The sequence below is a fragment of the Bradyrhizobium sp. 62B genome (assembly GCF_030272265.2).
GTDB lineage: Bacteria > Pseudomonadota > Alphaproteobacteria > Rhizobiales > Xanthobacteraceae > Bradyrhizobium.
Map to the genome: position 1 here is coordinate 468,151 of NZ_CP092842.1, position 25,031 is coordinate 493,181.

21 protein-coding genes and 2 pseudogenes are annotated in these 25,031 nt (G+C 57.5%); 6 read left to right on the forward strand and 17 right to left on the reverse strand.

Annotation, left to right across the window (positions count from 1 at the left end; genetic code table 11):
• The first annotated feature begins 143 nt into the window (after positions 1-143).
• Positions 144-467, forward strand: a complete 324-nt coding sequence (locus ML401_RS37185) for a hypothetical protein (protein WP_285812851.1) — start codon at positions 144-146, stop codon at positions 465-467.
• Positions 468-723: 256 nt separating this feature from the next.
• On the opposite strand, the gene ML401_RS37190 is transcribed toward ML401_RS37185, so the two are convergent.
• From ML401_RS37190 to ML401_RS37205, 4 genes are all read right to left on the reverse strand, one after another.
• The gene (locus ML401_RS37190; RefSeq protein WP_285812852.1) at positions 724-1,551 is read right to left on the reverse strand and encodes a hypothetical protein; all 828 of its coding nucleotides are present in this window, start codon (positions 1,549-1,551) and stop codon (positions 724-726) included.
• On the reverse strand, positions 1,514-1,816 hold the full coding sequence (locus tag ML401_RS37195) for a hypothetical protein (protein ID WP_285812853.1): 303 nt from the start codon (positions 1,814-1,816) through the stop codon (positions 1,514-1,516). Before ML401_RS37195 ends, ML401_RS37190 begins: the two co-directional genes overlap by 38 nt.
• Before the next feature lie 307 nt (positions 1,817-2,123).
• A complete protein-coding gene (locus ML401_RS37200) occupies positions 2,124-3,362 on the reverse strand; it encodes an endonuclease/exonuclease/phosphatase family protein (protein WP_285812854.1) in 1,239 nt (412 codons plus the stop codon).
• Positions 3,363-3,597: 235 nt separating this feature from the next.
• A complete protein-coding gene (locus ML401_RS37205; RefSeq protein ID WP_285812855.1) occupies positions 3,598-5,328 on the reverse strand; it encodes a phospholipase D-like domain-containing protein in 1,731 nt (576 codons plus the stop codon).
• Between the two features lie 132 nt (positions 5,329-5,460).
• Between ML401_RS37205 and ML401_RS37210 the strand changes: the two genes are divergently transcribed.
• Entirely contained in the window at positions 5,461-6,570 is a 1,110-nt protein-coding gene (locus tag ML401_RS37210; protein ID WP_285812856.1) for a hypothetical protein, read from the forward strand.
• Between the two features lie 745 nt (positions 6,571-7,315).
• Here ML401_RS37210 and ML401_RS37215 read toward each other — a convergent pair.
• The 8 genes from ML401_RS37215 to ML401_RS37250 form a co-directional block, all read right to left on the reverse strand.
• Positions 7,316-7,696 carry a tetratricopeptide repeat protein gene (locus ML401_RS37215; protein ID WP_285812857.1) on the reverse strand — a complete coding sequence of 127 codons (381 nt, stop codon included), beginning with the start codon at positions 7,694-7,696 and terminating at the stop codon, positions 7,316-7,318.
• Positions 7,697-8,145: 449 nt separating this feature from the next.
• The gene (locus ML401_RS37220; RefSeq protein WP_285812858.1) at positions 8,146-8,607 is read right to left on the reverse strand and encodes a hypothetical protein; all 462 of its coding nucleotides are present in this window, start codon (positions 8,605-8,607) and stop codon (positions 8,146-8,148) included.
• Complete coding sequence (locus ML401_RS37225; RefSeq protein ID WP_285813382.1) at positions 8,600-9,880, reverse strand: type II toxin-antitoxin system HipA family toxin; 1,281 nt, start codon at positions 9,878-9,880, stop codon at positions 8,600-8,602. Before ML401_RS37225 ends, ML401_RS37220 begins: the two co-directional genes overlap by 8 nt.
• Positions 9,870-10,205, reverse strand: coding sequence for a helix-turn-helix transcriptional regulator (locus tag ML401_RS37230; RefSeq protein WP_285812859.1), 336 nt, complete (start codon positions 10,203-10,205; stop codon positions 9,870-9,872). The genes ML401_RS37225 and ML401_RS37230 overlap by 11 nt, the downstream gene beginning before the upstream one ends.
• 468 nt (positions 10,206-10,673) lie before the next feature.
• On the reverse strand, positions 10,674-11,192 hold the full coding sequence (locus ML401_RS37235) for a hypothetical protein (protein ID WP_285812860.1): 519 nt from the start codon (positions 11,190-11,192) through the stop codon (positions 10,674-10,676).
• A 108-nt stretch (positions 11,193-11,300) separates the two neighbouring features.
• Positions 11,301-13,751, reverse strand: a complete 2,451-nt coding sequence (locus ML401_RS37240) for an ATP-binding protein (RefSeq protein WP_285812861.1) — start codon at positions 13,749-13,751, stop codon at positions 11,301-11,303.
• Positions 13,748-13,921 carry a hypothetical protein gene (locus ML401_RS37245; protein ID WP_285812862.1) on the reverse strand — a complete coding sequence of 58 codons (174 nt, stop codon included), beginning with the start codon at positions 13,919-13,921 and terminating at the stop codon, positions 13,748-13,750. Before ML401_RS37245 ends, ML401_RS37240 begins: the two co-directional genes overlap by 4 nt.
• Before the next feature lie 33 nt (positions 13,922-13,954).
• On the reverse strand, positions 13,955-15,703 hold the full coding sequence (locus tag ML401_RS37250; protein ID WP_376717411.1) for a DUF262 domain-containing protein: 1,749 nt from the start codon (positions 15,701-15,703) through the stop codon (positions 13,955-13,957).
• An 891-nt stretch (positions 15,704-16,594) separates the two neighbouring features.
• Between ML401_RS37250 and ML401_RS37255 the strand changes: the two genes are divergently transcribed.
• Both ML401_RS37255 and ML401_RS37260 read left to right on the forward strand, forming a co-directional pair.
• Complete coding sequence (locus tag ML401_RS37255; protein ID WP_285812864.1) at positions 16,595-16,918, forward strand: hypothetical protein; 324 nt, start codon at positions 16,595-16,597, stop codon at positions 16,916-16,918.
• Positions 16,919-17,334: 416 nt separating this feature from the next.
• Positions 17,335-18,375 (forward strand): S9 family peptidase, encoded by a 1,041-nt coding sequence (locus tag ML401_RS37260; protein ID WP_285812865.1) that lies wholly within the window; start codon positions 17,335-17,337, stop codon positions 18,373-18,375.
• A 174-nt stretch (positions 18,376-18,549) separates the two neighbouring features.
• Here the strand turns inward: ML401_RS37260 and ML401_RS37265 are convergent, their stop codons facing one another.
• On the reverse strand, positions 18,550-19,065 hold the full coding sequence (locus ML401_RS37265; protein WP_285812866.1) for a MarR family winged helix-turn-helix transcriptional regulator: 516 nt from the start codon (positions 19,063-19,065) through the stop codon (positions 18,550-18,552).
• An 838-nt stretch (positions 19,066-19,903) separates the two neighbouring features.
• Positions 19,904-20,106, reverse strand: a pseudogene (locus tag ML401_RS37270) (IS66 family transposase); the annotation flags it as partial.
• Positions 20,107-20,835: 729 nt separating this feature from the next.
• Here ML401_RS37270 and ML401_RS37275 point away from each other — a divergent pair.
• Together ML401_RS37275 and ML401_RS37280 are read left to right on the forward strand one after the other, a co-directional pair.
• Positions 20,836-21,228, forward strand: coding sequence for a MarR family winged helix-turn-helix transcriptional regulator (locus ML401_RS37275; RefSeq protein ID WP_376717412.1), 393 nt, complete (start codon positions 20,836-20,838; stop codon positions 21,226-21,228).
• A gap of 878 nt (positions 21,229-22,106) precedes the next feature.
• Positions 22,107-22,259 carry a hypothetical protein gene (locus ML401_RS37280; protein ID WP_285812868.1) on the forward strand — a complete coding sequence of 51 codons (153 nt, stop codon included), beginning with the start codon at positions 22,107-22,109 and terminating at the stop codon, positions 22,257-22,259.
• An 85-nt stretch (positions 22,260-22,344) separates the two neighbouring features.
• Here ML401_RS37280 and panC read toward each other — a convergent pair whose 3' ends face one another.
• The 3 genes and pseudogenes from panC to ML401_RS37295 all read right to left on the reverse strand — a co-directional run.
• Complete coding sequence (gene panC, locus ML401_RS37285) at positions 22,345-23,202, reverse strand: pantoate--beta-alanine ligase (protein ID WP_285812869.1); 858 nt, start codon at positions 23,200-23,202, stop codon at positions 22,345-22,347.
• A 4-nt stretch (positions 23,203-23,206) separates the two neighbouring features.
• Positions 23,207-24,085, reverse strand: a complete 879-nt coding sequence (gene panB / locus ML401_RS37290; RefSeq protein WP_285812870.1) for a 3-methyl-2-oxobutanoate hydroxymethyltransferase — start codon at positions 24,083-24,085, stop codon at positions 23,207-23,209.
• 526 nt (positions 24,086-24,611) lie between these two features.
• A pseudogene (locus ML401_RS37295) lies at positions 24,612-24,788 on the reverse strand (IS481 family transposase); the annotation flags it as partial.
• Positions 24,789-25,031: the final 243 nt, after the last annotated feature.

Consider the following 25,031-nt stretch of genomic DNA (forward strand, 5'->3'; position numbering starts at 1 on the left):
AAAATTCCGTTGACTTCCGGTTTGTTCTTACCTCCTCCAGGATATAGCCCATGATGTATGCCGTCGGGCCCGTATTTTCCCGGTGAAAGATCGTCAGACGGGTCAGCGGCTGGCTTCCCCCTCATCGTGGCTCGCTGTGCCGAATGTCGTCCGGCGATCGCCTGCCGCAGCTTAGGCCATTGATTGAACAATCCCATTGCAGCCACGAAACTGTCGCAGCACGCGGCCAGCGCCGCGCCGTTGCAGTTTCCGGAAATGGGCGTGTCACAATAGAGATCGACAAGCGACATCGCCGCGCTTATGACACGGGAGCGCTCGTTGCCCGACGTGTTGAGCAGCTTACGGCGCATGAGCATATTGGCCGAGCTGACGAAGCGCGATACCTCGCCGCCCTGACGCAGGAGCTCGAAGAACCAAGCAAAGGCAAGCTCGACGCTTACCTGAAGCCGTTCATCCGCAAGGGCTAGGAGATCAAGGGATCAAGGACGTTGGGGATGCCATCAAGGCCGCGCCCGGCCTTTGGCCGGCAGCAACGCGGATGCGATCGCAGGCAAGACCAACGATCCAGCGCTCAAGGCACAGTACGAAGCGCAAGAACTCAAGCGCCAGGGCGGGGAAGGCTCCGCGCAGAGGGCTGAATCGCCTTAGACGCGCTTGTGGTCCGTTACAAATATCAATAGCAGTTGTTTGGCGACCACCGTGAAAGTGCTCGCAGTTCTTCTCTCAACGCGTCGTGCGCAGGTAGGTAATTGCTTCTTCGATCAATGCCAGGACGCGCTCGCCGCTGTCGGCAAAAATCACGCCGAGCTCGCGGTCGCCATGCTCCGGGATAGGCTCCTCCCAGACTTCCGCTTGTCCAGCGGCCTTTCGTTTCCCGGCATTCTCTTCCAGAAGACGGCCCCACTGCATAAACGCGCACCATTCCAGGTAAAGATCGCTCTCCCGGCGCAGCCTGTCACGCGCGATGACTAGCTTTGCTTGGTAAGGCTTCGTCTCCCTGCTTGAAAACGCTCCGACGCGCAGCTGTCCGACAAAGAAACGATAGTAGGTCGCGGTGTCCCGGGCTTCCTTTAGGTGCTCTATCTCTTCGCTAAGCTCGGCTCGCTTACGACTGATCTCATCGCGGTGCTCATCAAGCTCCTTGGCAAGCGAGGTCTTGTGATCCTCCAAGACCCTCATGTTATCCGTCTTCTTGTTGTCGAGTTGTTCGAAAAGCGTATTCCGTTTCCGGTCGAGATCCTCGTCGATCGCGGCTTTTTGAGCTGCGAGCTCCCGATTCATCGCCCGCTGGGCACCCGTCTGCATCAGCGCGCTGACGCCGCTCGTCAGCGCTGCGAGCAACGTCGCGATGGCAGCGGGCAGAACGACCAGAAGCTTGTTGGCCTCCTCCGTCTTGCCGAGCCGCGCCGTTACGATCGGAATCCATTGATCGGCGGTGTACAGGAGGCCGCCGACGACACCGGCAAAGATCACAAACGTGATCAGAAAGAAGCGAAAGAGCCTCCACATCGCATCACTGACAGGTGCCGTTGATGCAAAGGCAGAGATCATGCGCGCATGATTTGTTGCAAAGGACGCCCTTGGTCGGACATTCGGTTGTCCCTTGGCTCAGCTTCTTGGGCAGCCATTTGTAGACGATGCAGTTCTGGCCTCGCCGGACGCAATCCGGATAGGTGATGTCGGACACGATCACTTTCTTGAACGCACCCTGCTCGGGGCTTGTCGGGTCCGGCACCGCAAAAACGCCGCTGCCCTTATCGCCTGGCTTTTGCCCGTCGAGGGCTTCGTCGCTGGTCTGATTTTCACCGAGTGGCATGGTGAGTCCTCCTTATGTAACGAACGATGAAAGAACCGATTGGCACCGAGCCTCTACTCCTCGGTAATGCTGAATGAGGCGCCGTGATTATCGAAGTACTTCCACGGCAGTCCGTCTTTGAACACGAGGGCGTCCAGTCCCGTTGCCGTGTTTCGCACATCCTGCTCGCTAGACACGACCACATGGAGGTTTTTGAATGTGTCCGACGCTGCATCTAAGGTGTGGATTACGAATGAAGACATGTCGTACTTTCATGATGGTGAGATGGTCGAGGACGGGCGTCGGAAGTTATCCGGTCACTGCCACGCTAGAAGCTCAGGGTTACCGTGGACGGACAATGATCCGAGATCGCTAACAACGGATCGGGATGGCCTTGCCCGGCCGGCCGCGTGCGTCCGAAGCGACCGATGGCGACTTTGGTGGCGGGACTTGGGACTGAAAGGCTCGAGCTCACGAGCATTTGGTCCAACCCGATCGGATTGCGGCAGCCAAGGCTATCTGCGCGCGTTAGCGGCTTCAGCGCATCCTGGTCGAATAGCTCCCGCTTAGAGCGTTCGCAGAGCTGCTTGGCGACAGCATTGACCGGGCATTCAGGTTCCAGGTGCGCAAGGGCGCTGGAAGCGGGGGCACCATCGTTGACCTCGCCGTATAAGCTGCGAACGAGAACGCCGGTTGGGAGGGACGTCGCTGGGTCGCTTCCGTCGGAGCGGATGGCGGATTTCACGATAGAAGTTTTCTCATGCGAGAGATTGCGGTTGAAATCCCCCATCAGGATGACCGGCATGCCGGAGGAGCTTGTTTCTAGCCAATCCTCGAGCGGACGAACCTGTCGCTGGAGGATCGGGCAAGTGTCGCCGCCGCCATCAAGTTTGCCTCGGTCCTCGAGCGGGCTAACACAGGACGACTTGAGATGCACGGTCATGACCCGCAGCGGTCTACCGTCGATCTGAAGCGTCAGCGATAGCCCGGGACGGACCTGATCCGTCGCAGCGAGATCCGGCAGGGACAGGGTCGCAGCGACAGCGCACTCGGCGCCCGTGCCAAGACTCTTCTTCCAGGCAATGGCGAGCCGCTGGACCTTGAAATTGTCAAACGAGCAGATCTCGTAATCAGCACCGTTGTTTGGCAGAACTTCGCGCACGGCGGTGGCGCCGCTCACCTCCTGAAACGTCATGACGTCCGGATCGAGGTTCCTGCCGATGAAATCTTGGAGCTGCTGAGAGCGTTTCTGATAGGCCGCTTCGGTCACCGGGACGATTTTGAAGTTCGCCTGATAGACGTCGCATGGGGGCTTTGCGGCAATGTCCCATTTGATCTTGGCGTTACGACTCCATTTGAGTGCCCAGCCTGGCTTTGTTGCCCCGGTTGTTGATGGTTCGAACAAGCCGCTGGCGGGATTGAGTGCGAAAGGCTGGCCGCAATCACGGATCCAATCCTTTGCTTCAGCCTGACTGAGATGCCAGCCGAGATTCCACGTTGCGATCTTGACGTCGCGCGCCTGCACGCCCTGCGTTGCTTCGAGCAGCACGAGAGCGAGCAGGATCATTCGGCGAATTCTCATGAGACGCTCCTAATGTTGACCGATGGACAAACAAGCTGCGACGGCGATCACCAAATCGCGTTTGGAAAGACGGAGAAAGACTGGCGATCGTGCAGTCTGGCCCATGGTTGCAATCGCTCAGTCTTAATCGGCTGCGAACAGCATACATTCGGCGTCAATTGAAAAGTTATGCGCAGAGTCAAAAAGCAAGTCGGTCGGGCCGCCCTTTCGGACGTTCGGCCTATAGACCACGCTCTCTAGCGAGCGATGCTTTCGTCCCTTTCTTAAAGGCATCCTTTACCCACTCATCGCGCGTTTGCTTGAGCACAATCGGGTCGGCCTCAGAGCCCGGCTTCGGTTTCGCTCCCTTTTTCTCATGGGTCTTGTTCCAAATGGCGCGAGCCCGATAGTGGTTGTAGAGGCGCATGAATTCCGCGACATAGGCCTGAGCGAGCGCGGCATTGCCCTTTATCTCCAAGACGTTCTCGTCGTTGGAATTCTCCGAGGCTTTGCTGAAATTGGGGGAACCGGTGTAGATGGTCGGCGCCGCAGTGTCGCCGTCGATCACGATAAACTTGTGGTGCACATGGATCGGCGGAACGCTCGATTTCGTTTTTGCGGCCTTGGCCTTGCTCTTGGTGACCGACGCGTCGTAGCGCGTTGTGTCGATCGTCCTCAATTCGGGCAAGAAGCCACGCGGCGCATTGGCGCCGAAGGCTGAATAGGGAAGCGTGTCCGGATTCGCTTGCGAGCGGTGGAAGATCGTGCTTGCGATCTCCGGAAGCTTCCGCTTTTCACCCTTTTTGGTCGGCTTGTCGGGATCATCAATACTGTTCAACAGACCGTAGATCAGATGCTTCGGTGAATCTCCCTTCGCAAAGATGGCCTCCATGAGGGCCTTGTCGGACGCTGTGAACATACAGAACAACACCGACGATTTGGCCTTGCTTACAGCCTCCGTGACCGTGTCCAAAAAGTCACGCTGGGTGCCGGGTTCCGGCAGAAAGAAAACGCGGATCTTGGTATCTTCAACGTCTGTCACATCGCTCCAGGCAGGCGTCTCCATATCCTTCTTGCCGATGTTCTTGGCGAGAAGATTGGCGCGCTCCGCATAGAGCGCGGCGAGTTCGCGCGAATGGATGATGTGCAGAAGGTTCGCCTGCACCGTCTGGGCTTCGGGCGTGAAGTTTGTCGAGCCCATCAGCACGGCCTGCTCATGCTTCTTCTTATAAGAAACAATGAACTTGTCGTGCATCAGCTTTGAGATGGCATCGCGCTTGTGGATCGAGATGTTGTGGCGTTCGTCCGCGATCAGATGGGCGGCGGTGCGGGATTTGGAATCGTCCGCTTTGTCGAAATAGACGATCGAGCCACGCCCCTCGAAGCTAGTAAAAGCGGGGATGACCCATCGGTTGTCCGTCAGATGGTAGATGGCGCATTCGAACGCGTCACTCTCCTCAAGGATGTCCGGGATCGCATTTTGAAGGCCGTTGGCGAGCCAATCCATTTGCTTGTCGAGCGGCTTGTCCTTTTGCTTGGCAAAGCTCTGCGCGCTCACGACAGCCCGGTTGAAATAGGTGGCGATCTGTCCCTGGAGCGGCTTTGGCACGGCGACCTTTCGCTTGCCGGCAGCCCCCTTTTGTAATTTCAGGTCGCTTGGGCCCGTACCCAGGACCGGAATGACGGTGTATTCGAAGGTCTTTCCCTGGTCGTCGGTATTGATGCCGCCATCCCACCAGTTAAACTTCTGGATCGGCGCCCGGTCGCTTCCCTTCGGGCGGGCGTCATCCGCAAGCGGCACAAAATCGAGCTTGTTGAACAAGAACTGCGGTTTTCCGTCGCGCCCGTAACCCGGGTTGCGCTCGATGGCGAAGCCCAGGAAATCCGGATGGTCGACGCCGTCCTCCCAATTGAACGTCAAAAGCACGCAGCCTGGACTCGCATAGGCTTTGACCGTCACTGGAGTGACCATGACCGCTTCCCCCGCTCGGCGAGACATCATGCACGAATTGACCGCTCGCGCAATACGTGCAGGAAGGTGTATAACGCGCGTCCGGACGCCTCGCACCTTTATATTCTTGTCATGTTTCTCCGGAGTATTGCGATGCCTGCCACCGTGCCCCACCAGCTCTACACCGCCGAAGATTTGTTGGGAGGCTTTAACCCATGGGACCCGATGGGCTTCACGCTGTCGCGAGACTTCGCGATCTATCGCGAGTTCGCCAGCGATGGGGGCCCGTTGCCGGCATCGCTCGCCATCCGCGCGGCGCAGGCCGCGCATGACGCCGCGATCGCCGATGCGCTGCGGGTCTTTCTGAAGACGGTTCAACGGCCGCTCGTGGGAGTCATGGGTGGCCACAGCCTGCCGCGCAATCACAAGGCCTATGTAACCATCGCCCATCTCGCGCGCGATCTCGCCCGGGAGCATTTTCTGCTTGTCACGGGCGGCGGGCCGGGCGTGATGGAGGCCGCGCATCTCGGGGTAGCGTTTTCTTCGTTCGACAGTGTTGGACCGCTCGACGAAGCAATTGGGCTCATAAGCGCCGCGCCAAAAGCCCCCTTCCTCGACGATCTTTTTAAAGATGATTGGACGATCAAGAAAGAGAAGCTCGGGGCGATCGATGAAGCGCGCAACTGGTTGAAGACGGCCCTTGAGGTCCGCGCTAAGGCGCCTTCAATCCTGCCCGTTAGTTTGGCGATCCCGACATGGCTCTATGGCGCGGAGCCAACGATGCCGTTCGCGACGCACTACGCGAAATATTTCCAGAACAGCTTGCGAGAGGAAGCGCTCGTCAACAATTCGCGAGCGGGCATCATTTACGGCCGCGGCGGCGGCGGGACGATGCGGGAAATTTATCAGGATGTGGAGCGCAACTACTACGCCAAGACCCTCGACGAAGTGACGCCGATGATTTTCTTTGATGGTGACAAGTATTGGGAGACGGACCCTGTACTTGGGGAAACGCAGGCGACGACGCCAGGGATCAATGTTCACCCCACGATCCGCCCGATCCTGGCCTTCGGTCTCGTATCGGACAAGCGGCCGAAGGGCGACGTGGAGGCTTGCCTGGACGAAAAATTGCTCTTCACCACGGATCACACGTCGATTATCCAGGTACTGCGCAGACATGAAAAGACGTCCCAGCGCAACCTGACCTTTGCGCTCGCAGCCGAACCCTTGAAGATCGGGACGCTCAGGATGAACCGCAGGTAGGCTCTCCTTTTGACAGCGGGATGGGGTGCGGTTCAGCCGTTGTGAAAAGAAACAAATCCAGGAGCGGCCGAGGCAGGCCGCTCTAACGGTTTTTCACACGGTCTATGAGGCCCGCTAAAAAGCGGCTTCGCTAAGCTGTGCCTTTTCGAGGATGCCCAATCGCGATCCCCCGTTCAGTAAGCGGCGCAAGCGCGTATAGGCAGCGGCTGAGCCGATCAACCAGCGACGCCCGTTCGCCCACGTTCGCCAATGCTTATTTGACGGATATCCTCTCCTTGCTCACGAATTTGATCTTCCATTTCTAATCGCCCGATTTCCCGTGACCGGTAAAGGTCACGGCAGCGGTAAAAATGCTCCCCAACGTCATTCCGAATTCGCGTTCGAAAGCCAGAACTAACATTGCACGCCACTATGTCGAGCAACTCCTCGTAACAGCATCGTGCAGCCAAGTATTTCCCTCGCTGGCATTAAGCATTGCGAGATTGACCAGTCGCCTGCAAAGACCTACTGGTCGCCCGCCTACTTGTTCGGTAACTGCAACTGCGCGCCGGGCATAATCTAAACCTACATCAAAAGTCTTTTGCGCGCAGCGCAGGAGAGCTAGACCGTCATATGCGAGAGCAAGAAGCAGACTGTTGTCAGGTGCCTCGTCATTGGCGAGCGCAAGAGCTTTATTCAGAAGGACCTCCGCCTCGTCCAACTGGACGCAACAAAGTTCTGACCACGCTAGCGCGCTGAGGCAGTTTCATAGAACCGCTCCGGACGTCGATTGTTCGCTTTCATAGAATTCAAGCGCCTGGCGCAAAACAAGGCGAGCTTCTTCATGCTCTCCCTTGTTGGTGAGCATGCTGCCCACCTGGAGAAAGCTTGACGCAATATTGTGGTCAATCTTTCCTGACGCCGCAAAATGAATTTTGATCAACTCGCGACAAATCGCTTCAGCCTCGCCGAAGTGCCCTTCGTCGGCCAGCCTGTCGGCGTATTCTTTGAACGGGTCCATCTGAAGTGGATCATTAGGCGCAAGGAGTGCCTCACAGCCGGCAGTGATTTGCTCCAACATGATCAAGGATGAATTGAGGTCTCCTAACTGATGCAAGTATGCTGCGACGGCGGTGGCAACAGCCAACCAAACGTCGGTTCGCTCGGGCGGATTCTCGTCATCGTTCCAACGGGCAATGACATGAGGGTTAGCTGCCCACAATAGTAACCGGCATCCTTTTGCCGAGCTATGAACAATGGAAGCTGAAGATGCAAAGCGTGGACCACACGACGATTTGTTTCCGTGGCTTCGCCTCTTTGTCTCGCGATTGCACGACCGACTGCCTGAACAAGCCGATGCACCACAAACGCTTCGTGCCGTCGTCGAAAATATCTGCCTTAAGTAGCGAGAACGTCAGGAGCAACGAAAGAGCGGTGTCCGCTACGACTTTCGAGCGGTCGTCCAAGAATTGCTGCACCAACGAGATAGGTAGCCGTTCCGGCGCACAAAAGCTTAGGGCGAAGAGAAGTCGTCGGGCCTCTTCACCGTCTGGGATGGCGGCGATAGCCATTTCGATCGTCAGATAGACGTTCCGTCTATATCGTGCGCCAGGCGGTACTCTGAATCTTCGACCGAAATTCCCGGACGTAATCCGCGAATTCCACTCGGCTCTGCCTGCAGGTCGATGCGGCATGACTGAGCGCCAAGGGTAGATAAACCTCGCGCAGAGTGATGCGAAGGCAAGATTGACCGACGCCGTGGAAGAATGCCTGTTCAGCCAGCGCGTGCACCACGGCGCGCAAGGCAGCGGCGGAGTGCTGGGCAAAAGCATTGCGAAGTGCTGCCGTTTGGTAGGCGGTGAGTTCCGCCACCAGGCTTTCCGGGATAGCTGCGGGGCCTTCGCTCTTCGCCTTAGCCGTTGAGCGCGTGGGCTTGGTGTCGTCCTGAAGCTTCAGGAATCCGCGCTGGATCGATAGCTCCCCCTCCTCCCCGATGGAGAGGGTCTCTTCGCGCCGCTCGCGCCCGCGCGGGAGCTTGCGGCCAATGGGGCTAAGCAACGAGGCGCGTTACCGCTTCGGGAGCATCGATGAACGCATAGGGGTTGAAGAATTGTCGGCGCCACAGGAAATTGCGGTCGACCTCGCTAAGCGAGGCCTCGTCGCATACGTGAGCCCAGCGTTCCTTGATGGCCTTGATTTGACCGGTCACGATAGCGACCGCTTCTCCCTCATTAAGAAGGAACAGGGAGGCAGCTTTCAAGCAGAGCGCGATTTGGCTCGCGCGCTCCTGTCCTATGATCAACATGGCCTGCGAGGCTTCGCCGCCCGTCCTGTTCTGCGGACAGATATCGTAAGCGGGCGTAAGCGCGAGCTCTTTGCCGTTCCAGAAAGCCGCGTGGTTTCGCGCGTGATCGTCGGTGTTGCCGGACAGGATGTTGAAGACAAGCCTGCCAAAGAGCTCCTTCAAAGTTTCTTTAGGCGATGTGAAGCGATGACGAATGACCGTCGCAAGCTGCTCGTAACTCGCATAGCGGGCCATCATTTCGTCTAGCTCAAGCAGCGTGAGCGCCGACACCATGGACTTGCGGCGCCAGCCTTCCTCGGCTTTTTCGCGGTCAAAGCGCTCGATGAGCAGCACGTCCTTTCCAGCCGCGCGTTTGAGGGTCACGGGCGCGACGGTGAGACCGATGATGGAGGCGAGGCGCATGGCTACGAATTCGGCTTTCACCACGCCGAAAAGGTCATTCTGCGACGAGAACTTCGCCACGAATTTCTTGTCGCCGGACGTGATCATGGCCTTTGGCCGCGCGCCGCCGATCGAACTGCCGTGAAGAAGTGCCAGGTCGAGTTCGGCCGTCAGCGGCACCCCGTTTTCAACCAGCGTTGCCGCGTTCAGGAGTTCAGCAAGCGACACTTCCGCGCTTTCGCGCGGTACATAAATCGACGCAGATGCTTGGAAATCGAGCGCACCGATTCGGTCCGAGCCGGACTCAAGAAGGTAGGTGAGCTCGTCAAGGCTGCCGGGGTCAACATCCTTTCCGCCTCCCCCAAACCTGCGATTCATGATGATGCGGCGGCCCCAGGCATCGGGTGCCGCGTCGCGAATGCAGTTGGGCATGTTGAGCCCATTGAGCAGCGGAAGCACGCCGCTCTTGAGCGGCAATTCCGGCTCATAAAGAGAGATCGCATTGTTCCGTCGAAGATAGCTCTGCCCATAATTGTAGACGAGTTGTTTTCCGCTCGCGGACAAGAGCCCCGCGACGACGGGTTGCGTGCTCTCCGGCAGCCAAACCCATACATAGGCTTGGGTATGTTTTTGCTCAGAAGTCATCATCGGGCTCGGTGCGGTGGCTGCGGATTGCCTTGGGAAGCAAGGCCATTATTTGATTGTGAGTTTCTACGTCGCGCGACATGGTCGTCTGGCCGGCGTCGAACAGGCGCACGCCGACAATCGCCGCAGCCTCGAACACGGCACCAATGGCGCAACCGGTATCGCCCGCCTCAATGCGCTGTATCAGGCCGCGCGAAACCCCTGCCCGTTCCGCCAAGGCCGCCACCGTCATGTGGCGATCAATGCGCCCTCGGCGGATGAGCTGCCCCAGCCGGATCGCGGCATCGGCGGCATAAGGTGAAACAGGACGGTTGGTCTTGGGCACGATTGATCCATAAATAGGCCGTAAGAAGCCTCAAGGTCTATTTATAGACCAGCATGGAACCCTTTGTCAAGGAAATGATTTATAAATAGATCATTTAAGCCGTTTTGATCCATTTATAGATCATCGAGTTTGACGGTTTCGACATCCCGGTGGAAAGGAGCCGGGAGTGTCGTCGAGCCGGAACTGCGGTTTGCCCATCCATGCGCGATGCGAGCGAAATGGCGAACCAAGCGTCCCTGCTTAATATATCGCTGGTGTACCGCCCGGTCGCCATCGAGCGCCGGTGAAGACTTCGCTCGTCATCCACGTTCCTGAAGTGCGTCAGGGGATTCCGAAGGGAGACGAGCTTCTTCAGCTCGGTCACGCACTCGTTGTTCAAAATACCGGCGGCCTTGCAACGCCTCAGCGTTTCGTCAAAATGAATACGCGTGGGGAGTTCGTCCAATAACCCGCCATGCAGGAACGCGGCTAGAAGATTTTCAATGAGATTCTGGCACAGTCGCGAACACACGTCGCCATGCGGTCGCGATCGAGGAAGTCCAGGACAAGCTTCTCAGCGGCAGCCGTGCCCACAAGTGCCTCTTCCATCGCGGCCCGGCGGTCGTTCAGGGCGATGTCTGTCACCGACCCCTTGGAGCTGACGATGACATAAGCCCCGTCCATATCGGCTAGCTCGATAATCGAGGGGCGTAGCACCTGTGACGGCTTGGGCTTCATCTCATGGAGAATGTCGGCTCGCGCCATATCCTGTGCCTTTACCTGAAAACCGGTCTGAGGCCTGGGAATGAAGCCATTGACGGCTGATCCGGCCGGCGCCGCCATCCGGACATCCAAGCCGCCGTCCTTGGCAGTCTGATTTCCGCCATAAGTCACCGCGGAGACTGAGAGGCCTCCTCGGCGTAGCTCGGCTCCACACAGGCGGCCCACGAGTGTGCGCAGGTCCGTGTCGTTCAAAGCCGCAATATCGTCGCCTGTGATCTCAAACATGGTCCAAAGCTAGGAAGCCGCGCAGGGAAGGTCAAATAGCGAGTAAAGTGCTGTCGTAGTCCACACCCAATTTCTGAAATGACGCCTGGCAGTTCGCCAAACAACGGCTTACTTCCCCTTCGATTTGAGGTTCAGGTTCACGCGGCTGCACGAGCAGCGCACGGAATCCGGATGGCCGCGTGGCGTAATATATAGCCAGGACTCGCATCCATCGCACCGGAAGCAACCGAGGAGTTCACGAAAGGCAGCAATCACCGGTTCAAAATCCTTGCGCCCGAAGTTGGCCCACTCGTTGTAGTGAACCGCCTTGTTCACGGCCCATTGTTCGACATTGACGGCGCCGTTGCACGTCGAAAGCAACTTCTTCCGCTCAAGCGCGGCATCCTTCTCAGCACTGTTTCCCCATGACTGAGCCGCATCGGCCGCCTTGCCGCACAGTTCGCGCAGCCGCACCAGAACGCTCGGCAGGAGTTCACCCAGTTCGTAATTTCCATCTGATTTGAAAATCGGGCTTGCCCCAAGATTATCCGCCAAACGCCGCGCGACATACTCCAGGTGCCGGCGAAGCGTCCCTGCCGCCTCAGGCACTTTGTTCTTCGCAAGAGCCGCCGCGATATCGTCCCATACTTCCGCATTGGACTCGACGAGGGGCCCCGTTTCCACAGTCCATCCGTGAAACGAGAGCGATGTCTTGCCCGTCACCAGCCCAGCCGAGCGCATCTGCTCCGCCCACAAGCGGTCATGCGTCGTGATGACGAACTGCGTGTTCGGGAAATGCGTCTTGAGCAGCTTGCAGAACTGATACCGATGACCTGAGTCAACGGACATCACGACGTCGTCGAGGAGGGCGAGCGTGAATTTATCTCCTGAGAGGCGCTTCATCAAAGCAAGGTAGAGGCAAACGCCCATGCCGTCCTGATGCCCCTCACTGTGAAAGGCCGCAGGCGGGAAGAGGCCCCGTTCGTAGAAGTTCACCGAGAAATCCAGCTTGCCAGCGGTCGGCGACAATTTGGCTGTAAATTTCTCTTCATCGCCCTCGTTGATCAGCCGATAGAAGGTGCTGAAATCTTCCTGCACATCCTGATAGAGCGCATCGAGCTCCGCTTCCATCACGGTGCAGTAAGCATCATAAGCCACCTTCGCAGCTTGGCTTGCCGTCTCGGCGCGCTGCTTCCGTCGCATTGCCTCGCGATAATCATCGAGCCGAAGCTGTGCGGCCGAGAGAAACGTCTGTGCATCCACGGTTGCCGTTTGATCCGGCTTGGACTCCACGGTGGCCACCAGCGATGCAAGGACGTCGGCGAAGTCCTTCGGAGGTGCGGCCCAGCCAGATGTCAGACGCGGCTTCAGGCCGATGATACTCTCCATTTTACCGAGGTCAGCCCGCAGCCCTTCTAGTTCCTTACCCCATCCCTCAATCGCCGATCGCGAAGCAGCATGATTCTGGCCAACCGCGACACGGTAGCCCGCCACGAGCAGCTCCCGTAGCTTGGCGCACTCGCGGGAAAGATCGCCCGCGGACGAGAGCATCGCTGCCTGCAACGTCGCAGCTTCTTGCGACTTTGCGAGTTTCGCGGCCAGGTGGCTCCGCAGATGATCTTCGTCAGCCCAGGGGTGATCGCAAAGCGGGCAGAGCGGACCGTCGACAAGGTCAAGCCCGCGCTCGACCAAGGCACGATGATGAAGGGCACTGAGCAGCGATGGATCAGATTCAAGCCGTGAAATAGCCGCGAGGATGGCATCCGCCGCAGGCGCCCCGGCTTTGGGAAGTTCTGAAATACCGTCGGACAGCGCGTTGAGGTCCCTAAGCACAGCCTGCTTGTTGAAGTCTGCACCCTTGCCAGGCTCTGGCAACCGCTGATCCAGCTTCGTGTCCGCAGCAAGCTTGGCAATCTCAGGCAGATTCAGTGTTTTGCGCCGGGCATTGACCGAGGCAAGGATTTCTTCGGGCCTGAATTCGCCAATATTGAGATGCCGCGCAAGCGTGTCGCGGCTCGACAAGGCCTGGCCCCCAGCGGCCTTCAGCGCGGTCTGCAGCCGATTATGGGCCGTATTCAGGGCACCGCGAGTTTGCCCCACCGCATCTAGCTTGAGAATTGTCTGGATCTCGTCCGACCGCTTCGCTGGTTCCACCAAAATGAGCCGCAGGATCTCACGGCGAGACAGCGTGATCTCGGGATGCGAGGCGATCTCATCGAATGCCGCCTTGATGGCAGAATCCTTTGGAGTGATTACAGGCTTCTTGGGTGCCGACACCTTGCGCGTGATGGATGCGGCCTTCTTCAGGGACGGAAAATACACCTCCAGCTTAACAAAGGCAGCATCGGGAAACTTCACCTTGTCGACGTGGGGTCCATGCTCGCTGACGGAAAGGTCCTTTGTACCGGGCCCCGTCAACCGGCCAATTTGCCCGGTCAAGGCAAATTCAATGGCGTCGATGACGCCGCTTTTGCCCGACCCGTTAGGTCCCGAAATCGCGAACGTTGCCTGGTCAAGCCGGATATCCAGCTTGCGGATACCCCGGACTTCTTCGATATGAGCCGCGACAATTTTGATCATGCGACCTCACCCTCGTCGGCCGAGAACAACTGGATGAGATCGTCCGGACGCAGTTTCCCGTCGGCGATCAGCAGGCTGTGAAGCGCTTTGGTTTTTTCTGCGCTCAATGACTTCTTGTCGGCCAGCTCCGCAATGAGCTCCTCGACGATCTTCTCGTGAATGGTCGACATGGTGCCGTTTAACCGCTTAAGGGACGTTGCTTGTTACGTGACTTCAGGATTCGTTGTTGACGACAAGATATCCCACATCCTCTCAAAGCGAAGGTCGCGGAATTCCTTATATGACGCATTGTCGAACGCGAGTTTCGCGGGGTCCCTAGCATACTCGGGCAAGAGAAGATGTTTGGTGATGTCCATCCCTCCCGCTTTCATACGGGCGAAATACTCGGCAGGCAGCTCAGACCGTTTTCGGATGTTGTCAGTCGCCCCCATAAATCTTAGATTGCCCAGATGATTGATATCCGCGCTTAAGAAACCCAGTTTCGATCGCAGCATGCTCTGCGGATAAATATGATCGACATGAGGATCGTTGCCCTTGAAGTTTACATCTAAAGGAGACGCACCCATCTGGTCGACGTAGACCTGGTTCAGAAGGATGAAGCGCAACCGCGTTTCATTCATATGCGCGCGCGTCAGTTCTGTCGCCGAGCCGCGCTTCTTAAAATAGTCCTTGATCTCCGTCATCGGGAATCCGCCGGGGTTCGGCTTGCCAACGATCGTGTGGAGCGCGTTCACGACGGTGTCCGTGCCTTGAGAGTACCAGCCGAACAACTGCGCCTTGTAGTGATAGGCCTTCAGGAGCGTGCGGGTCGGCTCGTTGGGTTTGGGGTTATGATAGAGGAAGTCGAACAGGGGGATGAAGCTGTTATAGCTTCGTATGACCTTGTCAGCATAAATCTTCAGGTCGTTCTTGAGGAAATCCCGCAATTCCTGGAAGGCCTGCTCCGCCCTTGCCCAATTCGTATTGATGGCGGACATCAACCCATGGCCATCCGGACCCGTGAATTTTTCGGGGGATGCTTCCGCGCCCCGGCCGTGAGCCACGAGCAGGCACTTCAATGGGAAAGTCTTGTCGAATTGCAGATTCGTGCCATTCAACATCTCGGTTGTCTGTTCGATTACCTCTTCGACGTCGGACCACGCCTCCTTCATGGCTGCGAACATGAGGTCAGACGCATCCAGGTTAGTGCCGCCCGAATTCACCCGGACAAAGATGTCGAGAATCCTGTCATACGGATATTCGTTCGCGACGCCATCGAGCTCCTGAATCCAGAAGTGCTTTTCCTCCCGGAGCAGCGATAGCAACTGGCCGGAATTCCGACGCACACGTTTCTCTCGCTCCTTGGCTTGCGGAGGCGCCTCCCGCTTGTCTAGCGGGTCGTGGGATTCAGATTGTCCATGGAGGAATTGATGCGGTCGGCTACTTCCTCGGAATTTCGTTGTCCATCGCGGCTTGGCGCGTCGGCGATGCGGTACCAGGGAAACTGGAGCGGCTCCGCCGAAAAACTGAACGCGGTGCAGCAATCCCCGGTCATCCGGGACGATCCCGCTCGTGATATCGAAATACGCTTCTGCCCTGCGATTATCGGCGGAAGTGATTGGGCCGCAAAAAAGCGCGTAGAGCGTCTGGAGGCGCTGCTGCCCGTCGAGCACAAAGACCTTCTCTACGTCCTTCTTGCTTTTGCCCGGATCGTAGAAATCGCTGAGGTCCGCATCCCATTCGACGCGCTCCATGAATTTGCGCGCCTTGATCTCGTCCTTGGTACGCCAAAATATAAATGTCTGGATCGGGTAATTGCGCATCAGGCTATCGAACAGCCGCAGCATCTGATCCTCTTCCCAAACAAAAGGGCGCTGGATGTGCGGCAAGAAAATGCTGCGGTTGAGTTCCTCAATTAACCTAAACAATGAACTCGGCTTATAGCTCACCTGCCCGGTCCAAGGCAAGCGCACGTCTCTGCTTAGACCCAAACATCAAAGTAACTGTCGCTGATCCGCGCCGGCTCCGAGCTAGCGGTTCTCTATTAAATGGTAAATGCGAACAGGCTGGCGCACAGGAGGACAAATCCTGCTCCTGTCAGGCCCAGGAAGCTTCCCGAGATGAGATCATGTTCGCGCATGAGCGCCTCGGCTGTCTGCCAGCGTCGAATCGGAGCAAGTGTGTTGCGGCTGTTGTTAGTCCGTTTGCGCGCAGAATTTCGGCTATTGCGCTTTGAAAATGCATTTTTCGGGCACAGCTTGAGACAACTGAGCCGTGTGGCAGCAGCAGGCCTCGTTTAAGGCTTGGCATACCATTTAAGATGCTTGGACGTTGGCCGTACAAGATGCTCCATGACCTCCGCCAGTGAGATTTGAGCGGCTTCATAATTGCGATAAGAGTTGGGGAGTATCCTTTCGACATGCGTGGGTCTCTGATTGTCCTTGCCATCGTTGCAATTATCTTCGCCATGCGCGGGCACCAGCGTGAGAGTTTCGCGTTGCGTCCGACGGAAGCCATGCCGCCTGTCAACGTACCTTAAGGCTTGGCAGGAGCAGGGAATGCGTTGGCAAGATGCTGATCATTTGGGGCGTTTATCTCGTCAGTCAGATTCGAAGAACGATCCGTCGGCGACGGTCGAGGGCAGAGCACGGTGAGCAGCGCTATAGGAAGCGTTGATACAGCCCTGCCCGCGGAAACGCTGCGCGAGCTCAGCAAACACGGAATGCCCGAGCTGTCCCCACCCGAGCGCAGTCGACGTGCTGCCCGCCAGGATGGCGATGCAGACGGGAAGTAGAATTCTAAGCGTTGTCAGGGCAACCTTCAAAAACCGCATCGCATGTCAAACAGATGAGAGGTTCCATAGCATGTGGGACGATTCTCTGATAGACCTTCAGGCCTATTTCATGGGGCAGCTATGCGGATGCAATAGACTGTGCACCGTTGCCCGTGGTCGAGCCGCTTCCTATGGTGAGGCACGCATCGCTGCTTGGGCCAATGACACCCATGCGCTCGGGATAAAGGCCTATCAGCTTCTGCCGCTAGGTGCGCCGGAGCAGAACGACGCCGTTCATCCCATCGAGCTCGGAGGCGATTGCGCTGCGGCCATCAAATCCGACCTCGATGGCCAGCTGGCCAAGGGAGCTGCACGCCTGAAGGCCATCCTGGAGGATGCACTTGGAGCGCCCTAAATCTGGTCGCCTCGTCACGCTCTTTCTTGCGCAATTTGCTTCTCGCCCTTCGAGGCCAGCCCCGTATTCGGGGCAGCTAAAGAAGGCGTTCACGCAGTACGATGTGTGGCGGAGTTCGGTCGGGTCAGCGCTTACAGCCCCGTTAACCGATGGCCGAATTAAACGAAAGCCGCTGCATATTTAGGTACAGCTGGATGGCATCTTTTGCAGCGCCGTTTATTCCGAAGCGAGCTCCTGGTAGCGGGTAGGCAAGGCCAAATCGCAGAAAATCTGCGTGCCATCATCGGCAAAAGCAGGATTTCAGCTCGAGGTGGCCTCATCCAAAGCGGTTTCTGCTCTCTAGCCGGTTAGAATTTTGCGGATAACGCGAAGCTATCTGGCACTCAAAGCCATGCTAGCTGGAGAGGAGCGACTGGATGGACGGCGCCGCATGGCCTCAGGTGAGAGAGGATCTTGCATCCACGCGCAAGAGCGCCGCAGCGTTTCTCGACAATCTCGAAGGTGCCTCTCGATCGATGGGCCCAAGAGAGTGGGCCACGAGGTGGATTAGCATCAGCGCTGCCCATGAGTCTTTAGGTGATACGAATAGAACCTTGGGATACCGGAACGAAGCGGCCAGTGCCTGGCTGTGCGCGTTAACTACCTGGGAAGTGGCCAAGCGGCTGCTAAATCTGGACAGTTCAGATGATGAAGAGGTTGCGGCCCGGATAGACGCCACGGTCTGGAAGTTTCATTCGCTGGAGCAGAAGATCCAGCATGTCAAAATCGAATGCTACGATCATTACGAAATTGCCGCACTCTACTTGTCCGGCCGAAGCGCGAATACGCCAGCCGTTATTTGCATCAGCGGCGACGGCGAGACCGCTACGATGCTGCTTGGAAGGCTATTGCCGGTCGTGGTTGACCGGGGCATATCCGTTCTGGTGGTGACACACGACGAGGTCTCGAGGCGCCAACGAGGTGAATCGGACATGTTATTGTCCGCCTGTCTGGATTATTTGTCAGCCCGGTCTGACGTTGATGCGAGGCGCATTGGCGTGTACGGAGACGGGATCTCCGCGGCTCTCGCTACTGACTTCGCGGCATCTGATCGTCGGGTTGCTGCAGCGGTCTGCGATGGCGGCCTCTGGAATTGGGCTCGCATGACGGCTTCTATCAATTGGCTTGCGACGGCTGCAAAAGAGCCAAATGAGAAGATGATGTCAGCGTATCGATCGCGATGTCTGCGCCAATTGAAGTGTCCCGCGCTTGTGGTAGCGGGCGGACGCGGTATTGTCAGTTTATCAGAAGCGATCGAATTGGAACGTGACGTCGAGGGGACAGGTCCGGTCGATCTGCAGTTGCCGATACCGCGCCTAGCGAGGGCTCCTGTCGCTCAGGTCGAGAATTTCGTAACTTCTGATGATCGCATCTTCAGTTGGCTGATCGATAAGCTGCAATCGCATCCGGCGCTTTAGCGCGGCAACTGTTATTCGCAAGTCCAGCAGCAAAGAGACTGCCTTCCGCACAGCCGTCTCGGCAGGCCCCCATTGCCGGCCGCCGCTGAATACCGGGGCCCGATGGAGCGTATCAATGGAAATGCGGCGCTCGGCGACGGAGTCGGGCTTTAGGCACGCAGGATAAGTATAAGCCTATAAGATACCGATGCGCAGTTTCTGCGATGCTAATCGGCCATTTTTAGCGAACAGGGCCAGTCGTTCGTTGAGATAGCAAAGCGTCTCCTCATCGAAGCCGTCTAGCATCGCGGAATTGAGCGCGTCTCGCTTGACTGAAAGTTTTCGGAGTGTCGTACGAGCCTTGTGCGTCAGCCTGACACGCAGGTATCGTGCGTGATCGGCTGACGGTTGCCCTGACAACAGCTCCATTCTTTTCAGCTGATTGGCCTGGTGGGTCACGTAGGCGGGGTGAATTCGCAGCTTGTTGGCAACAGATGTTGCGCAGACGCCTGATCCGTCATCGAGTTCATCGACGGCCATCAACATCAACCACTGAGATTGAGTGACGCCCAACAGCTCAGCCCAACTCTCATGAATCGCCTCGAGCTGTGATTGCACCTCGACAACGTTCCAGATGAGCCCATTCAGGGCTCGTTCGAGTTGTTCTTTCACTTGCATGTCGCGTCTTCCAGCAATCCACATGTCGTCCATACTGCTGATGTCCAATGGACGGATAGGTATCTATCCCGCTTAGGAGCATCAAAAAAGGGGCTCACGTGCACAGTGACTATCAAAATGAAATGAGGCTTACAATGACGCCGCGCGGGCATGATGCCGCGGCTCAGCAGCTTGACTTCAACGACGTGTCACATTGCGTCCATCATCTGAGTTCTCCACGCTGGCGACGGACCCGAAATAGTCTCTCCTATGCAATTCAACGACAGCCAAGATCGTCAAATCAGTTCACCGACACCGATCATCAATCTGCAAGCGCATCATCATTTTGGCAGCCTCGCCCGCGGCGGGCCGTACAGCGCGCGGCGATACCCAACGAGATTTGAAGAAGTGGGTAGCCGCGTGTAACAGCTTATCCGGCCGCCTACTAATAGGCAGGACCAATTCATGCAACACTTGCATGACTCGAAGAAAGACTAGACCCTGTCCTTTTGGATCTCCGGCCCCAGCGAGAGTCAATTGTTGAAGTCGAGATGTCGCTCGCCAGAATAGTCGGTATAGGTGGACCCTCCAGAACGAGTTAACGAGGAGAGTGGCGATCAAGGCCAAAAAATGCAGCCGGCCGACGCAGCATTGGCGAGGAAAGCAGATCAAGTGCGGAACATCCGGGGTCCCGCCCCTCTGAGAAAGGGCGAGCCAGCTCCAGAGAAGGAGCTGCGCTGCCGAAGGGCAGCTAATATGCAACGCTTATTGCCTGCTGCCTTGGGTGCCAGCGGCCTCCCGAGTTTGCATAGTATGCATACGACCAGTAACCTGGGCAGGCGCACGCGTCTGCGGGCCGGCGGTGACGCTCGGGTGGCTGCTTTGGCTGTCCGGTCGCCTTCCAATCCCACGGGAGTAAGTCGGCGACACTGTTACAAGGTTCTGGGAGCTCGGCCAGCGGGTCAGCGCGCTTGCGGACCAACGTCGTTCATCTCGCCGGTCTCTATTAGAGTACGGGATGGCACGATTGCTGCCTGCATCTGAGCCGGCGAAGGTCCACGTTCGTCTCCCAACGTCCACGCCGCGTAAGGCTCGGCAGCGTTGACCGAGTATGCGGCACCGATACGGTTGTAATATTCAGCTACTGTTTCCCGCGTTACGCTCGATTCCTACGTCAGAGCCGCGTTTTCGACGAATTTCACCACCGCGCATGTGCAAAGCTGCGGCGTAGTCGATCGGTAAGGCCGTGCATCTCGCAGCCGCTGCCTGCTCTTGGAGGCAAAGGTGTACATCCCTGCTCTCAAACGTCTGCGTGGTCCTCGGCGCAAAGCGCGTAGCGAATTGGCTGGCCGATATACCAGAAGTAGGAAGATGTGGGAACGGATGGCGCCCGATCAGGAATGACTTCCTTATGGACTCTGCATCCCGGTCTCACTTTCGATGAGACCGTCGCGCTATTTGCAGCAGCCGCTCTGGAACGGACCGGATCAAACGCCCGGTAGTTATACTTCCCAGATCTTTGTAGCAGGCGATGGATTGGGTCGTCGGGTCCCGCGACCTTTGCACGGAACATCAGATTAAATGCAGGCGAGCGAGCTTGGCTTCTGCTTGAATGCGTTCATCTCGAGACGAGCTTGAAAGTGGACTCCCGATGGTGCCCTATTGTCTAAGCTAGTAATACAAGACGGAAACGGCGCCACTGAGACCCAGCAAGTGGCCCGGCGATTCACATGGGAAATTAGATCCATTAGTGTATGTCTGGAGGACATTCGCGACTTCCGGGCGAATGCACTTGGAATCACCGGGCCTCAATTGATGATCTTGATGGCACTGACGGATTTGAATAAAGGAAAGGGCGTTCCGGGCAACGTAGTTGCTAAATTAATGAAAGTTGATCCGTCGTTCATAACGATACAATCGAAGGTATTGGAAACGAAGGGGTTCCTCCGTCGCAAGCCCTGTGCCAGGGACGCGCGCGTCATGCAGTTGGTGTTGACGGATAAGGCTTGCAAGCGTCTCGCTAGCATCGCGGCACAAGAAGAAGAGCTCGATCAGTTTGCGTTCGGCGACCTGGGACTTCAGGAACTGGCTAAATTGGCCGGCAGTCTTTCCGTACTCAGGCATCGGCTGGAGGGAGCTCGCTTGAGACTTGAGATGGAGCTATTAGGGCGAAGACGTACAAATCACCGGAAATGGCGCACGGTCCTACGCGTCTAATACCCGTCAGTGATGAAGTCACTTGGATTGCACAGTCTCGCCCGGACCTAGCGCCACATCGTCGGCTTCGAGCGAAGCGCGTCAAGCGCGACCTGCCTGAGGCCCTCCGCCGTAGTCTCGCCGTTGGTCGCGGCTTCAATCAACTTAGAGGCGACATGTGCGCGAAGGCCAATCTCACTGAGGGAGACCTCCTGGCAGACCTCATCGAGTACGGCGCGGAGAAGGATACTCGTCGTTGGGTCCAACACGGGCGACTCCGAAAACGTGAAGGAAAATGACGGTACCAGCAAGCACACACCGTAAATTTGGTCTTCGTCTGAAAATAGCGCAATATACACTCTGCTCCGGATGCCCACCAGGTTCTGATGGTACGAACGGACGACATTGCAAGTCATGGCGAGAACGGGCTCGGCAGTCCAACGGAATTCGGCGCAGAATCGGAATTTATTGACGATTTTCATCGCAGGGGGGTGCAAGAGGTTGATCAGCACGTTCGCAACATGCTTGATATGGTCCCCATCTGCTAAGCAGGCGCGTCCGAGCGGGGATGGTCCGGAGCTCGCCGCACGCAGACAATGAATTCGATGTCCGAGCCATTTTCCTATTATGAGATTTCGCTCGGTCGCCGCGGCCGCAGTTGGTCATGGTCGCTCTCGACGGATGAAGGCATGCTGATCATGGCAGGTTCGAAACGCAGCCGGGCGGCCGCCCGGTATGAGGCCAATAGGGCTTTGTTTTTGCTGCTGAGTGCGCCACCCGGCCCGCGTTATCCAGCTTCCCCGCCGCGAGCTGGCGAGCGGCCATCCGTGCGGCGTTAGCTGCCGCGGTGTCGGCCTGAAATCAACCGTGTGTTTGACCAAACATATTCGGAGAATGTGATGACGAAGACCGGACCGAACCAACTATCCCAAGCTGGCATCATTGCACCAAAGAAACCTCGCACGAAAAAAACAAAAAAGCTGACCGCGACGATGAAGCGTCGTGCACTCAAGCTGCAAAAGGCCGAACGAGCAGCAACATCATCGCAATAAGGGCGCCCTGCGATCAGCACGCGCGCGCTGGAGCGCCGCCTGGCCCCCTGGCTGCGACGGACGTGGCTCGCCTATCAGCGCAGGGTCACCTGGCAAGGCTCTTAGTGTCGAGCAAGATGTTGTCGATCAACCGAGTTGAGCCAATATACCCTGCTACGCAGATCGCAGCGGGACGCGACAGCTCGCCCATGGCTGGCGTGATTGTTTCTGCGTCGACGATCTCCAGGTATTGGAGCTCGTCGACCTCTTCCATGGTCTGATGGGCGATTGACAGCAGCCGGGCGGGATCGAGCTCTCCCTCCTGGAAGGCGGCTTGCGCTGCGAACAGGCCTCGGCTGATAGAAAGGGCGCGGTCACGTTCAAGAGCGCTGAGATAGCGGTTGCGGCTGCTCATTGCGAGGCCGTCCGGATCACGAACGGTCGGGACCGTGACGATCTCAATGGGCAGATTGAGATCGACGACCATCCGCCGTACCACGGCACATTGCTGGAAGTCCTTCTGTCCGAAGAACGCCAGATCGGGCTGCACCATGTTGAACAGCTTACAGACGACGGTCGCAACGCCGCGGAAATGTCCCAGCCTGAACGGTCCACAGAGAGGTTGTGCCGACGCACCCGGTTCAATGAAGGTTTCGAACCCGGACGGATAGACCTCCTCCGTCTCGGGGGCAAAGATAATATTGACGCCTGCGTCGCGGCACAGTCGTTCGTCGCGGTGAAAGTTCCGCGGATAGACGCTGAGATCTTCCTTCGGACCGAACTGAGTTGGATTGACGAAGATGCTCAGGACCGTGGTGCTGCAGCGTGTCCGACTCGCCTGCACAAGCGCAAGATGACCCTCGTGCAGGTATCCCATGGTGGGCACAAATCCGATGCTGCCATCCAGTTTGCGAGCCTCTGCGAGGGCGTCGCGCAGTTCGCGGACGGTTCTTATGGTGCGCATGATGCTAACATCCGCTTCGCTCGCCTGGCGTCCAGTTTGCCAGGACCTCCGTCAAGGATTCCGGCAAACTGTAGGATTCGTGATCGTCCGGAAATGCGCCCTCGCGGACATCGGCCGCCCAGCGTGCGAGCGCTTCCTGCATGACCTGAAATCCGTTCGAATAGGAGCGCACGAATTTCGGCCGGTGCCCTTCCGTCAATCCCACAACGTCGTGAAATACGAGCACCTGGCCCGAGCATTTGGCTCCGGCTCCGATCCCGATAGTCGGTATCTGCAAGATTTCGGTCGCACGTGCTGCAAGCTCGGCCGGAATGCCCTCGAGCACGAGCGCAAAGCATCCGGCTTGCTCGAGGCTGTGCGCGTCCTCAAGCAGTTGCAACGCAGCCTCGCTCGTGCGACCCTGCACCTTGAAGCCGCCCATGACGTTGACGCTTTGCGGCGTGAGGCCGAGGTGTCCCATCACCGGGATTTCGCATTGGACCAGCGCGCGTATCATGTCGATGCGCTTGGCGCCCCCTTCCAGCTTGACGGCATCTGCCCCCCGTTGCAGGAAGCCACCTGCGTTGCGGATAGTTTCCTGCGGGCTGACATGGAAGCTGAGAAACGGCATATCAGCCACGAGCAGGGCACGAGGTCTTGTGCGCGCGACAGCCTCCAGATGATAGTTCATCATCGGCATGCTGACCGGAAGCGTATTGTCGTAGCCCAGGCAGACATTGCCGACGCTGTCGCCCACGAGGAGGATATCGACGATGGAATCGGCAATCCGCGCTGTCACGGCATCATATGCGGTGGTCATCGTTATGCGCCGCCTTTCCTCCTTCCAATGTTGAAGGAGCGGAATCGTAACTCGCGCACTGGACGCTTGAGATATGTGGCTCATCTGCGATCCCCGGTCGTGTTCAATCCGCATTCGTTGCAGCTGGCGCTTCATAGGGGAGACGACAGAAATGGGTCAATGGTCCATTTAAGAAAGAGAAAATGTCTCTCTAAATGGCAACATCAGCAGGCCGGACGTTTTGATGATTGCGCGAGCATGGTGTGAGTACTTCTTCGCGTAACCAAATCCCGCGGCGTTCAGCACGTGGAGGGGCGCAACTGTTCCGGTGATGGACGGCTTGCGGCGCGCGGCCGGGGACATTGCAGACGAGGTTAGGCAACAGAAACACGTCTATTGCGCGCCAAAAATGTCGCGCGGGGTCTTGGGGACGTCCGAAAGTGCAGCAACGTCCCTTGGGCGCCAAGGGTTTGATCTCGGAAAAGGCGACACGGGAGTGGTCGTCAATGCAGACGGGCTCGGAGCGCCGGGTAATGCGGTCTCCGATACCTTCAAAAACACCACAGCGTTATGATGTCGACGCGAATGATCTCGCCTGGGCTTTCACGCTCATATCGGCCTTCCCGCTCAGTCAGTTCCTCGCGATCCGGTTCAATTCTAAGCGACGAGGATGGCTGACGGTGGCCGTCGACACTTCGACCTCGTCGGCGATCTGCTTGCCGGTGTAGCGATGGCGGCGCAATGCGTCGAGCCCGCACATGTGGCTGGCGGGACTTGGCGATGAATGGGGTCTGGAGGAGCGATCGCGCGACCCAGCAACACCTTCCGCGCGGAACCGCTTGACCTAGTTTTTCAATCGTCTTCGGCAAGGTGTTTCACGGGTCAGCCACCGGCTTGGGCAGCCTACTCTCCTCCGCAGCATCGCCTATCGACCTTTGGGCATCAACGGCGCATTCTTGTGGGTGTTCATCCAGTCTCTCCCCGGAACACTGAAGCTTCGGAACTCAGCTCTCTCGCCTCAGAACGGATGGGCACCTCCTGAAAGATCACA

What these genes read in the sequence shown, in the direction of transcription:
- ML401_RS37185 (WP_285812851.1), top strand. Translation starts at nt 144, where the DNA reads ATGTCGTCCGGCGATCGCCTGCCGCAGCTTAGGCCATTGATTGAACAA.
- ML401_RS37190 (WP_285812852.1), bottom strand. Translation starts at nt 1,551, where the DNA reads ATGATCTCTGCCTTTGCATCAACGGCACCTGTCAGTGATGCGATGTGG.
- ML401_RS37195 (WP_285812853.1), bottom strand. Translation starts at nt 1,816, where the DNA reads ATGCCACTCGGTGAAAATCAGACCAGCGACGAAGCCCTCGACGGGCAA.
- ML401_RS37200 (WP_285812854.1), bottom strand. Translation starts at nt 3,362, where the DNA reads ATGATCCTGCTCGCTCTCGTGCTGCTCGAAGCAACGCAGGGCGTGCAG.
- ML401_RS37205 (WP_285812855.1), bottom strand. Translation starts at nt 5,328, where the DNA reads ATGGTCACTCCAGTGACGGTCAAAGCCTATGCGAGTCCAGGCTGCGTG.
- ML401_RS37210 (WP_285812856.1), top strand. Translation starts at nt 5,461, where the DNA reads ATGCCTGCCACCGTGCCCCACCAGCTCTACACCGCCGAAGATTTGTTG.
- ML401_RS37225 (WP_285813382.1), bottom strand. Translation starts at nt 9,880, where the DNA reads ATGACTTCTGAGCAAAAACATACCCAAGCCTATGTATGGGTTTGGCTG.
- ML401_RS37235 (WP_285812860.1), bottom strand. Translation starts at nt 11,192, where the DNA reads ATGTTTGAGATCACAGGCGACGATATTGCGGCTTTGAACGACACGGAC.
- ML401_RS37240 (WP_285812861.1), bottom strand. Translation starts at nt 13,751, where the DNA reads ATGATCAAAATTGTCGCGGCTCATATCGAAGAAGTCCGGGGTATCCGC.
- ML401_RS37245 (WP_285812862.1), bottom strand. Translation starts at nt 13,921, where the DNA reads ATGTCGACCATTCACGAGAAGATCGTCGAGGAGCTCATTGCGGAGCTG.
- ML401_RS37255 (WP_285812864.1), top strand. Translation starts at nt 16,595, where the DNA reads ATGTGGGACGATTCTCTGATAGACCTTCAGGCCTATTTCATGGGGCAG.
- ML401_RS37260 (WP_285812865.1), top strand. Translation starts at nt 17,335, where the DNA reads ATGGACGGCGCCGCATGGCCTCAGGTGAGAGAGGATCTTGCATCCACG.
- ML401_RS37265 (WP_285812866.1), bottom strand. Translation starts at nt 19,065, where the DNA reads ATGGACGACATGTGGATTGCTGGAAGACGCGACATGCAAGTGAAAGAA.
- ML401_RS37275 (WP_376717412.1), top strand. Translation starts at nt 20,836, where the DNA reads ATGGCACTGACGGATTTGAATAAAGGAAAGGGCGTTCCGGGCAACGTA.
- ML401_RS37280 (WP_285812868.1), top strand. Translation starts at nt 22,107, where the DNA reads ATGACGAAGACCGGACCGAACCAACTATCCCAAGCTGGCATCATTGCA.
- panC (WP_285812869.1), bottom strand. Translation starts at nt 23,202, where the DNA reads ATGCGCACCATAAGAACCGTCCGCGAACTGCGCGACGCCCTCGCAGAG.
- panB (WP_285812870.1), bottom strand. Translation starts at nt 24,085, where the DNA reads ATGAGCCACATATCTCAAGCGTCCAGTGCGCGAGTTACGATTCCGCTC.